Raw genomic sequence first — 14,171 nt, forward strand, 5'->3', positions numbered from 1 at the left:
TTTAAGGAGGTCACAGAAGAGGTTAGTCAGGGGTAACTCGCAAACTGCGCTTGCCGTTCCCCAGGGAACCAATGACACACAAGCGGCTTTCTATAGTGGTACCAAGCGCGGGTTCCCGACAAGGGAAACGGGCTCCTGCTTTCTTGTCAATGGCATCACCGTGAACAAGACAATTCAAACTGTCGAAAGTGCCGCAGCCGGCAGCGCTTTCCTCATCGAAGACGTCTATCCCGCGATCGACGGCGGCCGCTTCGCCGTGAAGCGGATCGCGGGCGACCGCGTCGAGGTGTGGGCCGACGTCTACCGCGATGGCAACGCCGTGGTCGGGGCCGCGCTGCTCTGGCGCCCCGAGCAGGAGCGGGACTGGCGGCGCGAGCCGATGGCCCATCACGGCAATGACCGCTGGTCCGGTGCGTTCACGCCGGTGGAGCCCGGCCAATATGTCTATGCGATCGAGGCCTGGACCGACGAGTACGCCACCTGGTCCCACGCCGTCCTGCGCAAGCAGCGGGCCGGCGCCGATATCAGCCTCGATGCGATCGAAGGGGCGGGCCTCCTGACCAAGGCGCATGGCGCGCAGGCCGCCGCGGCGATCATCGTCAGACAATGCGAGGATTATCTTCAAACCGGCGATGTCACCTCGCTGCTTGCGACCGAGCTCGGCGATGCCATGGCCGAGAGCCAGTCCCGGCCCGACCTGACCCGCTCACAGCCGTTCCCGCTGATGATCGACCGCGACAGAGCGCGATTTGGCGCCTGGTATCAGATGATGCCGCGCAGCCAGAGCCGGATCGCCGGCCAGCATGGCACGCTCCGCGACTGCATCGCGCGGGTGCCCGACATCGCGGCGATGGGTTTTGACGTACTCTATTTCACGCCGATCCATCCCATCGGCCGCAGCCGCCGCAAGGGCCGCAACAATGCGCCGGTGGCCACCGACGGCGAACCCGGCTCGCCCTACGCGATCGGCGCCGCCGAGGGCGGCCATGATGCGCTTCACCCCGACCTCGGCACCATCGAGGATTTTCGCGCGCTGGTCGCGACCTGCCTGGAATACGGCCTCGAGCTGGCCCTCGACTTCGCCGTGCAATGCTCGCCGGATCATCCCTGGCTGGCGCAGCATCCGGAATGGTTCAAATGGCGGCCGGACCGCTCGGTGCGGACGGCGGACGGCCCTTATTCCGACATCGTGATCCCCGATTTCAGCTCGGTCGACCGCATTGGGCTGTGGAATGCGTTTCGCGACGCCGTGCTGTTCTGGATCGACCATGGCGTCACCATCTTTGCCATCGACAATCACGACACCGCGCCGCTGGCGTTCTGGGACTGGCTGATCCGCGACATCCGCCGCCGGCATCCCGAGGTGATCCTGTTCTCCAAGACGTTTGCGCGACCGAAGCTGATGCAGGGCCTCGCCAAGCTCGGCTTTGCGCAGTCCTTTAGCTATTTTCCCTGGCGCACCTCGCGATGGGAGCTGGAGCAATATTTCGGCGAGCTGACGCGCTATCCCGCGCGCGACTTCTATCGTCCGAACCTGTTCGTCAACACGCCCGACCTGCTGCCCTATCATCTCCAGGGCGGAGAGGCCTGGGCCTTCAAGTCGCGCGTTGCGCTGGCGGCGACGTTGTCGGGCAGTTACGGCGTGTACAGCGGCTTCGAGCTGCTGGAGCACGAGGCCATTCCCGGCCGCGAGGAATATCTCGATTCCGAGAAATATCAGATCAAGCAGCGCGACTGGGACAAGGCCGGCAACATCAAGTCCTACATTGCCGAGCTCAACCGCATCCGCCACGACAACGCCGCGCTCCAGCAAACGGCGAATTTGCGTTTTCTGGGCGCCGAAGACGGCGAGACGATCGCCTTCGTCAAGGAGGCGGCGGAGCCCGCCAACATTGTTCTCGTCGTGATTGCGCTCTCGGGCCACGTACGCGAGTTCTGGCTGCCGCTCGGCGACGTCACCGTTGACGCGAGCGGTCAGCGGCACCATGTCACGACACTCGAAAATCTCATCACCGGCGAACAGTCCCGCATCGAATGGGGCGGGATCAAATTGCGTATCGATCCCGACCGCGATCCGGCGCTCTTGTTCCGCTGCCTGGCGTAAGGGGTCACGCCATGAATGTTCTATCTTCCGTCGACACCAAGAAGGCCGAGGCTGCAGAGGTCGTGGACGAGCTCTGGTACAAGGACGCCATCATCTACCAGCTCCACGTCAAGGCCTTTGCCGACAGCAACAATGACGGCATCGGCGATTTCGCGGGCCTGACCGAGAAGCTGCCTTACCTCCAGGAGCTCGGCGTCACCGCGCTGTGGCTGCTGCCGTTCTACCCTTCGCCCGGCCGCGACGACGGCTACGACATCGCCGACTACGGCTCGGTCAATCCCGACTTCGGGACGATGAAGGACTTCAAGCGCTTCATCCAGGAAGCGCAGAAGCGGGGCTTGCGCGTCATCACCGAGCTCGTCGTCAACCACACCTCGGACCAGCACAAATGGTTCAAGCGCGCGCGCCGCAGCCATCCCGGCTCGAGCGCCCGCAACTGGTATGTCTGGAGTGACACCGACCAGAAATACCAGGGCACGCGCATCATCTTCACCGACACGGAAAAGTCGAACTGGACCTGGGATCACGAGGCCGGCGCGTTTTACTGGCACCGCTTCTTCTCGCACCAGCCGGATCTGAACTTCGACAATCCGCGCGTCGTCAGCGCGCTGATCCAGGTGATGAAGCGCTGGCTTGACGCCGGCGTCGACGGCTTCCGGCTCGACGCCATTCCCTATCTTTGCGAGCGTGAGGGCACCTCGAACGAAAACCTTCCCGAGACGCATGCGATCATCAAGCGTCTACGCCAGGAGCTGGACTCCTACTCCAAGGGCAAGCTGCTGCTGGCCGAGGCCAATCAATGGCCGGAGGACGTGCAGGAATATTTCGGCCGTGGCGACGAGTGCCACATGGCCTATCATTTCCCGCTGATGCCGCGCATCTACATGGCGATCGCGCAGGAAGACCGTTTCCCGATCACCGACATCCTGCGCCAGACGCCCGACATTCCGGCGAGCTGCCAATGGGCGCTGTTCCTGCGCAACCATGACGAGCTGACGCTGGAGATGGTCACCGACGTCGAGCGCGATTATCTCTGGACCACCTACGCCAACGATCCGCGCGCCCGCATCAATGTCGGCATCCGCCGGCGCCTCGCGCCGCTGATGGACAACGACCGCCGCAAGATCGAGCTGATGAACTCGCTGTTGCTGTCCTTCCCAGGCACGCCGATCATCTATTACGGCGACGAGATCGGGATGGGCGACAACATCTATCTCGGCGACCGCAACGGCGTCCGCACGCCGATGCAGTGGAGCCCGGATCGCAACGGCGGCTTCTCCCGCTGCGACCCTGCCCGCCTCTACGCGCCGCTGATCATGGACCCGGTCTATGGCTACGAATCCGTGAACGTCGAGGCGCAGTCGCGCAGCCTGTCCTCGCTGCTCAGCGCCACCAAGCGGCTGATCTCGGTGCGCAAGTCGACGCTCGCCTTCGGCCGCGGCACCATGACCTTCATCCGCCCGGCCAACCGCGCCGTGCTCGCCTATGTCCGGCAATACCGTGACGAGGTGATCCTGTGCGTCGCCAATCTGTCGCGCGCGGCGCAGGCCACCGAGCTTGACCTGTCGCCGTGGAAGGACCGCATCCCGCAGGAGATGCTCGGACGGACGCGTTTCCCGGCGATCGGCGAATTGCCCTACATGATCACGCTGGGGCCGTATGGTTTCTACTGGTTCCAGCTTCAGGAGCGCGACAAGTCCGAGCCGGTCACGCCGCGCGCGGTGCCGGAGTTTGAGACGCTGGTGGTGCCCGTGAACTCCAACTGGGTGTCGCTCGCCCGCGAACGCGGCGTGTTCGAGCGCGACGTGCTGCCTGGCTTCCTGTCACGGACGCGGTGGTATCCCGAGCACAATCCCAAGCACATCAATACCACGCTGACCTCGGCGGTGCCTTTCAGCGACATCGGCGACAACAGACCCTGGATCGCGTTCTTCGAGACGACGCGAGATGACGTCACGACGCGGTACGTGCTGCCCATGCAGATCGAGTGGGTGCGCTTCGACCGCGAGCGCCTCAACCCGAAGGCGCTCGCCGCCGTCCGCCAGGGCGCGCGCGAAGGCACCCTGCTCGACGTTGCCACCGACCAGATCTTCATCGGCCTGTTCCTGCGAGGCCTGTCGCAAAACCTGGTGGTGGACGAGAACAATCTGCGGCTCGAATTCAGGTCGACCAGCCGGTTCGCCGACTATTCCATCAAGGAGCCCGAGCGCATCCGTGCAATCGAGCAGTCGAACAGCACGGCGCTGGTCGACAACCAGTACGTCGCCAAGATCTACCGGCGGCTGGAAAGCGGCATCAGCCCCGAGATCGAGATCGGCCATTATCTCACCGAGGTCGCGCGCTTTGCCAATACGCCGGCATTGCTCGGCAGCGTCGAGCTGCTCGAAGGCGATCGGCGCAGCGCGCTCGGGGTGCTGCATGCCTTCGTCGAGAACCAGGGCGATGGCTGGACCGTGACCACCGGCTATCTCGATCGCTATATCGACGAGCAGCGCGTGCTGGCGGCGGGCGAAGCAGCGCGCGAGACCCAGGAGCAGACGCTTTATCTGCACTTCATCGCGCAGATCGGCAAACGGCTCGCCGAGATGCACGTCGCCCTGGCCGCGGCCAAGGCGACCGAGCTTGCTCCGGAGCCGATCGGCGCTGCGCAGGTCGAACGGTTCGTGTCCGGTCTCAAGGCGCGGGCCGAGCGGGTTCTCCAGCGACTGGCCGACAGCCGCGACGGCCTGCGGGAGACGGACCGGCCGCTGATCGACCAGCTCATGTCGGTGCGCGCGACCCTGCCCGACCACCTCAATGCGCTCTTGCCTTCCGGGATCGGCGGGTTGAACATCCGTCATCATGGCGACTTCCGCCTCGGGCAAACTCTGATCGTGAAGGACGATATCTTCATCATCGACTTCGACGGCGATCCGCGTCTGCCGCTGGCCGACAAGCGGCGCAAGGCGCCTGCCGCGCGCGACGTCGCCGGCCTGATCCGCTCGATCGATCTTTCGGTCAACGCAGCCCAGGGCCGCGCACTCACGGGCGCCTCCGACGAGCAAGGCCGGCTCACGGCCGCGCTCCGCGAATGGCGCGAGCGAGCCGTCGCAACCTTCCTCTCCGCCTATCGCGAAGCCACGACCGATCGGCGACTGTGGCCGGAGAACCGGCAATCCGCAGAAGGCCTGTTAAGGTTTTTCCTGCTTGATCAAGCGTTCGAAGACGTAGAGTACGAGCTGTCCCACCGGCCCGAGGGGCTTCATGCGCCGCTGACCGGACTGCTTCGCATTCTGTCCAGCACCGAGAGCGAAGCCCATGCCTAAATTGCCTGCCGAGGCCTATGCGATCATCGAGGGCCGCCACTCCGACCCCTTCCACTATCTCGGGCTGCATCCCGAGGGCGGCAGAAGCGTGGTGCGCGCGTTCTTGCCCGAGGCCTCCAATGTCGAGGCGGTCGGCGAACATGGCGAGGTCGCATCGCTCGACCGCGTGCACGATGCCGGGCTGTTCATCGGCGCCCTGCCGAACGGCTCGAAGCACTACCAGCTGCGCGCAAAGTTCGGCAACGACGTCGTCGAATTCGAGGACGCCTATCGCTTCCCGCCGATCCTGACCGATTTCGACCTCTATCTGCTCGGAGAAGGCACCCACCAGCGCCTCTATGACAAGCTCGGCGCGCATCCGATGCGGCTCGAGGGCATCGACGGCATCGGCTTCGTCGTGCTGGCCCCGAACGCGCGACGCGTATCCGTGGTCGGCGATTTCAATTTCTGGGACGGGCGGCGCCATCCGATGCGGGTGCGCGGCGCCGGCTATTGGGAATTGTTCATTCCGCACGCGAAGGCCGGCGATCACTACAAGTTCGAGATCATCGGACCTCACGGTCATCTGCTGCCGCTGAAATCCGATCCGCTGGCGTTTGCTAGCGAAGTGCGTCCGAAGACGGCCTCCGTCGTGTTCGACGAGGCGCATCTGCCGCGCCCACGACCCGCGCCCGACGGCATCAACGCGCTCTCGGCGCCGATGTCGATCTACGAGGTTCATCTCGGCTCCTGGCGGCGCAAGAACGGCGAAGAATGGCTCACCTATCGCGAGCTGGCCGAACAATTGCCGGCCTACGCCCGCGACATGGGCTTTACCCATCTCGAATTCCTGCCCGTCAGCGAGCACCCGTTCGACGGCTCCTGGGGCTATCAGCCGACCGGCCTCTATGCCCCGACCAGCCGCTTCGGGACCCCCGAGGATTTCGCCGCGCTGGTCGATGCCTGCCACCGCGAGGGCGTCGGCGTGTTGCTCGACTGGGTGCCCGGCCACTTCCCGGACGATCCGCACGGCCTCGGCAGCTTCGACGGCACCGCGCTGTACGAGCACGCCAATCCGCTGCAGGGCCGGCACCTCGATTGGGGCACGCTGATCTACAATTACGGCCGCACCGAAGTGACGAACTTCCTGGTATCGAACGCACTGTTCTGGATGGAGCGCTATGCGATCGACGGCTTACGCGTCGATGCGGTCGCATCCATGCTCTATCTCGACTACAGCCGGCCGCCCGGCGCGTGGATTCCGAACCAGTATGGCGGCCGCGAGAACATCGAGGCGATCAACTTCCTGCGCCGCTTCAACACCGAGGTCTTCGCCCGCTTCCCCCAGGCGACCACGGCGGCCGAGGAGTCCACCGCCTGGCCGCAGGTCTCGCGACCGGTCGAATTCGGCGGGCTCGGCTTCGGCTACAAGTGGAACATGGGCTGGATGCACGACACTCTGAACTACATCAGCAAGGATCCGATCCACCGCAAGCATCATCACGGCGAGATCCTGTTCGGCCTGCACTACGCGTTCTCGGAGAACTTCATCCTGCCGCTCTCGCATGACGAGGTCGTGCACGGCAAGCGCTCGATCCTCGGCCGCATGCCCGGCGACGAATGGCAGCGCTTTGCGAACCTGCGCGCTTATTACAGCTTCATGTTCGGCCATCCCGGCAAGAAGCTCCTGTTCATGGGTGCGGAAATCGCGCAGAGCCGCGAGTGGAATCACGACCAGTCGCTGGACTGGCACCTGCTCGAATACAAATACCATTCCGGCATCCAGGCGCTGATCCGGGACCTCAACCGTCTCTACCGCGCGGTGCCGGCGCTGCACCAGATGGACTGCGACCAGGCCGGTTTCGAATGGCTGATCACGGATGACGCCAACCGCAACGTGTTCGCCTGGCTGCGCAAGGGATTTGACGAGCACGCGCGGTGTCTCGTGATCATCAACTTCTCGCCCAACGTCTATCGCAACTATCGCGTTCGCGTGCCCTTCGCCGGAAAATGGAAGGAAGTTTTCAATTCGGACTCCGCCCATTATGGCGGCAGCAATGTCGGGAACATCGGCGAAGTTCATGCCGTTGAAGGCAAGACGCCCGAGCTCCGCCTCACCATTCCACCGCTCGCCGCGATCTTCCTCGTTCCGGAAAGTTGAAACATGCGCCTGACTGCTGGATCGCCCGCACGCCTCGGTGCAAGCTGGGACGGACGCGGCACCAATTTCGCGCTGTTCTCCGCCAACGCACAGAAGGTCGAGCTCTGCCTGTTCGACACCCAGGGCCGCCGCGAGCTCGAGCGTATCGAGCTGCCCGAGAGAACCGAGGACGTCTGGCACGGCTATCTCAACGACGTGTCCCCCGGCCAGCTCTACGGCTATCGCGTGCACGGCCCCTACGAGCCCGAGCACGGCCACCGTTTCAACGCCAACAAGCTACTGCTCGACCCCTATGCCAAGCGTCTGTCGGGGCGTCTGGTCTGGAGCGATGCGCACTTCGCCTATCGCACCGGAAGCCCGCGCGAGGATCTGTCGTTCGACCGGCGCGACAACGCGCGCGGCATGCCCAAGGCCGTCGTGGTCGACGAGACCTTCAACTGGGGCCGCCGCGAGATCCGCCCCAACATTCCCTGGGAAGACACCGTGATCTACGAGGCTCACGTCAAGGGCCTGACCCAGAAGCGCGACGACGTGCCGCCGAACCTGCGCGGCACCTATGGCGGCCTGTCCTCACCGGCGATGATCGAGCATCTGAAGAAGCTCGGCGTCACCACGGTCGAGCTATTGCCGGTCCACAGCTTCGTCGACGACCGCATCCTGGTGGAGAAGAAGCTCGCCAATTACTGGGGCTACAACACACTGTCCTTCTTCGCGCCCGAGCCGCGCTACGCTCAGGACAACGCTCTCGATTCCTTCCGCACCACGGTGGCGCGCCTGCACGATGCCGGCATCGAGGTGATGTTAGATGTCGTCTACAATCACACCGCCGAGGGCAACCATCTCGGCCCGACGCTGTGCTACCGCGGCATCGACAACGCCTCCTATTACTGGCTGAACCGGGAGAATCCGCGCTATTACGACGACTTCACCGGCTGCGGCTCGTCGGTGAACCTGACTCATCCGCGCGTGCTGCAGATGGTGATGGATTCACTTCGCTATTGGGTCGAGGTCTGCCATGTCGACGGCTTCCGCTTCGACCTCGCCACCACGCTCGCACGTGGCCCGAACGGGTTTGATCGCGGCATCTCCTTCCTGACCGCGATCCGACAGGATCCGGTGCTGGCGAGCGTTAAGCTCGTCGCCGAGCCCTGGGATCTCGGCCTCGGTGGCTACCAGGTCGGCGCATTCCCGTCGCAATGGTCGGAATGGAACGATCGCTATCGCAGCGCCATGCGCCGCTACTGGAGTGGCGAAGGCAGCCTGATTGGCGACATCTCCAGCCGGATGACGGCGTCCTCCGATCTGTTCAACCACGACGGACGACGCCCGCGCGCCAGCATCAACCACATCACGGTGCATGACGGCTTCACGCTCGCCGACCTCTTCAGCTACAACGAGAAGCACAACGAGGCCAACGGCGAGGACAATCGCGACGGCTCCAACGACAACCACAGCAACAATTGCGGTGTCGAGGGGCCGACCGACGATCCTCAGATCCTCGGCTTGCGGCGTCAGCTTCGCAAGAACGTGCTGGCCTGCCTGATGCTGGCGCAAGGCGTTCCGCTGATCCTCGCCGGCGACGAGGTCGGCAACTCGCAATCCGGCAACAACAACGCCTATTGCCAGGACAACGAGATCGGCTGGGTCGGCTGGGACAATCTCGGCAAGGAGGGCGACGACATGGTCGATTTCGTCGCCCATCTCGCCGACATCCGCCGCCGGTTCTCGCAGCTGCGCAGCCACCGCTGGCTCGACGGCCGTCCCGCGGACGGCGTGTCCTACGGCGCGCTGTGGCTGACGCCTGCCGGCGACGAGATGACGGAGAGCGACTGGACATTCCCGGATGGACGGTTTCTCTCCTATGTGATGGGGCCGATGGAACCCGGCGGGGCCGCGATCTTTATCGTACTGAACGCCGCCCCCGAAGAGATCGCATTCAAATTGCCCAAGATGACCGAATACAAGAGCTGGCAGCAAATCCTGAACACGACGGATGCCAAGCTGAACACGATCGACTTCCTGCCCGGCAGCGACAGCAAGGCGCCGCCGCGCTCGGTGCTCGCCTTCGCGGGGGCGCTATGAGGCCATCCTTCGGGGCGAGGCCGACGAAGGACGGCGTTTCGTTCCGCCTGTGGGCGCCTGCCGCGCGCCGTGTCGATCTGCTGCTCGGCCGCAGACACGCGATGCAGCGCCGGCAGGATGGCTGGTACGTCACCGAGATTGCCGGCCTCACTGCCGGCACCCCTTACAAGTTCAGGATCGACGACGAGATCGACGTGCCCGATCCGGCTTCGGCTTTCCAGCCCGAAGATGTGTTCGGCCCCAGCGAGGTGATCGATCACGATGCCTATCCCTGGCGTGCGCGCGATTGGCGCGGCCGCCCGTGGGAAGAGACGGTGCTGATCGAGACCCACGTCGGCACGTTCACGCCGAAGGGCTCTTACCGCGCCATGATCGAAAAGCTCGATCATCTCGCCGCAACCGGCATCACCGCGCTGGAATTGATGCCGCTGGCGGATTTCGCTGGGCGCCGCGGCTGGGGCTATGACGGCGTGCTGTGGTATGCGCCCGACAGCGCCTATGGCCGCCCCGAAGACCTGAAGACGCTGATCGACGAAGCGCACCTGCGCGGGCTGATGGTGTTCCTCGACGTCGTCTACAATCATTTCGGCCCCGAGGGGAATTACCTCGGCCGCTATGCGCCGGCCTTCTTCACCGACGCGCATACGCCCTGGGGCAGCGCGATCGACTATCGCGTGCCGCAGGTGCGCGCCTTCGCGGTCGAGAATGCACTGTCCTGGCTCGGCGATTACCGTTTCGACGGCTTGAGGCTGGATGCCGCAAACCACATCATGGCAATCCCCGGCGAGCAGTCGATGCTGCAGGACCTCAGCGTCGCCGCCGGCGAGCTCGCCAAGGCGACCGGGCGGCACATCCATCTCGTGCTGGAGAACGGCGACAATCGCGCCAGCCTGCTCGATGCCGCGCAGCAGCCGCCGAACGGCAAATATCGGGCGCAATGGAACGACGACTACCACCACGTCTGGCACGTAATGCTGACGGGCGAGCTCGCCGGCTACTATGCCGATTACCAGACGCCGCGCATGGACCTCGCGCGCGCGCTCGCCTCCGGCTTCGTCTATCAGGGCGAGGTTTCGGAGTTCTGGGGCAAGAAACCACGCGGCGAGCCGAGCGGCGAGCTGCCGCCGGCGACATTCGTCAACTTCCTGCAAAACCACGATCAGATCGGCAACCGCCCGCTCGGCGACCGGCTCGAAAGCCTGGCTTCGCCGCAGCAGATCGAAGCGGCGCTCGCGGTGACCTTGCTGGCGCCGATGGTGCCGATGCTGTTTCAGGGCGAAGAATGGGGCTCGACGGTGCCATTCCCGTTCTTCTGCGACTTCCAGGGCGGGCTTGCCGACGCCGTGCGCAAAGGGCGCAGGCAGGAATATGCCTGGGCTTACGAGAAATACGGCGACGAGGTGCCCGATCCGCTCGACCCAGCCACGCTGCAATCGGCCGTGCTCGACTGGACCGGCCGCACCGAACAGCAAGATGCGCGACTTGCGCTGGTCCGTGACCTGCTCGCGCTTCGCGCCAAGGAGATCATGCCGCGGCTCAAGGGTGCGCGTTTTGGCGATGCCGAGGCAGCCGACAGCGGCCTGCTCACCGCGCATTGGCGGATGGGCGACGGCACGACGTTGCGGCTCGTCGCCAATCTCTCGGGCAAGGACATCGTGCGTCCCGGCGGAGCAACGGGCACGCCAATTTGGGGCGATGCGAGCGGCGACCGGCTGCCGCCGTGGTCGGTGACCTGGCATCTCGGAGGTTAGCGTGCCTCCTGCTATTCCTCTTGCGACCTATCGGCTTCAGCTCACCGCGAATTTCGACTTCGACAAGGCCGCGGCGGTCGTTCCCTATCTGAAGGCACTTGGGATCACGCATCTTTACGCCTCGCCGGTGATGAAGTCGCGCAAGGGCTCGACCCACGGCTACGACACCGTCGATCACAGCCAGTTCAATCCCGAGCTTGGCGGCGCGGCCGGCTTTGCCCGGCTGAGCGAGGCGCTCAAGGCACACGATCTCGGGCTCATCGTCGATTTCGTGCCGAACCATGTCGGCGTGCACTTCGCCGACAATCCGTGGTGGCTGGACGTGCTCGAATGGGGCCAGGCCTCGCCGCATGCGGTCTCCTTCGACATCGACTGGGATCTTCTGCCCTATCGCGCCCGCGGCGGCGTGCTGCTGCCGATCCTGGGGGCATCCTACGGCGAGGCGCTCGAGCGCGGCGATATCGAGCTGCGCTACGATCCGGATCAGGGCAGCTTCTCCGCCTGGTATTTCGAGCATCGCTTGCCGATCGCGCCTGAGCGCTATGGCGAGATCCTGCGCATGGTCGTGAAGGAAGCGGATGCCGCCGAGACGGAGGCCGGCAAACGCCTGCTGTCGCTAGCGGCGCGCTATACCGGACTGCGCCGCCCCAACCGCAAGGAAGCGCCCGCGTTCAAGACCGAGCTCATGAAGATCACGGGTGCCGCCGAGATCATCGCAGGCGGCCTCGGCGCCTATCGTGCCGGCAAGGATCGTCCCGCGCAGACGCTGGCGCTGCATCATCTTCTGGAGCGCCAGCATTACAAGCTCGGGCACTGGCGGCTCGCCTCCAGCGACATCAATTATCGCCGCTTCTTCGACGTCAACGGGCTCGCGGGTCTGCGCGTCGAGGACGCGAGCACGTTTGCCGCCACGCATCGGCTGGTGAAGCAGCTGATCGCCGACGGCAAATTGCAGGGCATCCGGCTCGATCACATCGACGGCCTGCGCGACCCCGCACAATATTGCCAGCGGCTGCGCCGGCTGGTCCGCGACGCGCAAGGCAACGCAAAGCCGTTCTACACCGTGATCGAGAAGATCCTGTGCGAGCACGAAAGGCTGCCGCACTTCGCCGGCGTCCAGGGCACCACCGGCTATGAATGGATGAACGTCATCACCCAGGTGCTGGTGGACGCCAAGGGACTGGGGGCGCTGGACGAGACCTGGCGCCAGATCAGCAACCGACCACCACAGCTCGCGCCTTACGTCAAGGACGCCAAGCGGCGCGTGCTGGAGACGCTGCTCACCAGCGAATTCACCGTGCTGACGCGCCTGCTCGCGCGCATCGCCAACGGGCATTACTCGACCCGGGATTTCTCCGCCGACAGCCTGCGGCAGGCGCTCGAGCTCTATGTGCTGCATTTCCCGGTGTACCGCACCTATCTGACCAACAGCGGACCGACGGCCGCCGACCGCAAGCTGATCGACAACACCATCGCGCGCGCCCGTGCGGAATGGTTCGCTGCCGACGAAGGCATCTTCGACTTCCTGCGCGACGCGCTGACCATGGATCTGCTCAAGCCAGGTCGTCCGCCGCACAGCGCGCCGCGCGTGCGCCGCTTTGCGCTGAAGGTGCAGCAATTCACCGGGCCAGTGATGGCGAAGTCGCTGGAGGACACCGCGTTCTATCAGTTTCACCGGCTGCTGGCGCTGAACGAGGTCGGCGGCGATCCCGCCAGCACCGGCCTCGCCGTTCCCGCCTTCCACGAGGCCATGCAGGCCCGGGCCAGGGAATGGCCGCTGGGAATGACGGCGACCGCCACGCATGACACCAAACGCGGCGAGGATGCCCGCGCGCGGATCGCGGTACTCAGCGAAATGCCGGGCGAATGGACCAGCGCAGTTTCGCGCTGGAAGGTCTTGAACGCGCCGCACCTCGCGCTCCACGGCAATCTACGTGCGCCATCAGCGACGTTCGAATACATGCTCTACCAGACGATGCTCGGGGCATGGTCACTCCAGGAGCCGGTCGATGCAGGCTTCGTCGAGCGTATCCAGGCCTACGCGCTGAAGGCCGCGCGTGAGGGCAAGGAAGAGACCAGCTGGCTCAATCCGCACGAGGCGTATGAGAACGGCGTCAAGAGCTTCGTCGACAAGATCCTCGATCCCGCGCTGTCGGGCGAATTCCTGAATTCACTGCAAACGCTGGCCCGGCGCGTGGCTCTCTTGGGCGCGCTGAACGCCATCAGCCAGCTCACTCTCAAGGCGACGCTGCCCGGCGTGCCCGACTTCTATCAGGGCACCGAATTCTGGGACCTGTCGCTGGTCGATCCCGACAACCGCCGTCCGATCGACTTCGCCGCTCGGCAGACGTCACTGGGCGCGCTGGACGATCCGGATTGGAGCAATCTGACAAAGAGCTGGCCGGACGGTCAGATCAAGCTGGCCTGGACACGGCGTCTCCTCAGGTTGCGCAACGAGCTCGCCGACGTCTTCGCGCAGGGCAACTACCAGCCGCTCGCGGTACGCGGCACACATGCCGATCATGTCATCGCCTTCGCTCGCCGCCATGGCCGCAGCGCGGCGATCGTCGTGGTCGGGCGTCACTTCGCGCCGTTCACGCAAGCGGGCCGGGAATGGCCCGCGTCGGAAGGATTTGACGCCACAATCGACATTACCGGCTACAGCGCGAGGGGATTTGTCGGCCATGAATTGCCGCTCGCGCTGGCGTTCCGGGACTTACCCGCTTTCGTCATCGAGGCTCGCACGGCCAATGCGATCAGGCCGGCACGGCCGCCCGCGCGCGCCTGAA

At 64.7% G+C, this 14,171-nt stretch carries 6 protein-coding genes; all 6 read left to right on the plus strand.

The features are described from left to right. Positions 1–160 precede the first annotated feature (160 nt). Genes UNPF46_RS03005 through treY form a run of 6 tightly spaced genes read left to right on the plus strand, consistent with a single transcriptional unit; the run spans position 161 to position 14,170 of the window. The gene (locus UNPF46_RS03005) at positions 161–2,104 is read left to right on the plus strand and encodes a maltotransferase domain-containing protein (RefSeq protein ID WP_142248981.1); all 1,944 of its coding nucleotides are present in this window, start codon (positions 161–163) and stop codon (positions 2,102–2,104) included. Positions 2,105–2,115: 11 nt separating this feature from the next. Further along, a complete protein-coding gene (gene treS, locus UNPF46_RS03010; protein ID WP_142248982.1) occupies positions 2,116–5,409 on the plus strand; it encodes a maltose alpha-D-glucosyltransferase in 3,294 nt (1,097 codons plus the stop codon). Continuing rightward, entirely contained in the window at positions 5,402–7,549 is a 2,148-nt protein-coding gene (glgB, locus tag UNPF46_RS03015) for a 1,4-alpha-glucan branching protein GlgB (RefSeq protein ID WP_100178335.1), read from the plus strand. The genes treS and glgB overlap by 8 nt, the downstream gene beginning before the upstream one ends. 3 nt (positions 7,550–7,552) lie before the next feature. Continuing rightward, complete coding sequence (gene glgX / locus UNPF46_RS03020) at positions 7,553–9,631, plus strand: glycogen debranching protein GlgX (RefSeq protein ID WP_142248983.1); 2,079 nt, start codon at positions 7,553–7,555, stop codon at positions 9,629–9,631. Further along, a complete protein-coding gene (gene treZ / locus UNPF46_RS03025; RefSeq protein WP_142248984.1) occupies positions 9,628–11,382 on the plus strand; it encodes a malto-oligosyltrehalose trehalohydrolase in 1,755 nt (584 codons plus the stop codon). Before glgX ends, treZ begins: the two co-directional genes overlap by 4 nt. 1 nt (position 11,383) lies before the next feature. Beyond that, positions 11,384–14,170: a malto-oligosyltrehalose synthase gene (gene treY / locus UNPF46_RS03030; RefSeq protein ID WP_142248985.1), complete on the plus strand. Its 2,787-nt coding sequence runs from the start codon at positions 11,384–11,386 to the stop codon at positions 14,168–14,170. Position 14,171: the final 1 nt, after the last annotated feature.

The organism is Bradyrhizobium sp. UNPF46, assembly GCF_006658625.1.
Lineage (GTDB): Bacteria > Pseudomonadota > Alphaproteobacteria > Rhizobiales > Xanthobacteraceae > Bradyrhizobium > Bradyrhizobium nitroreducens.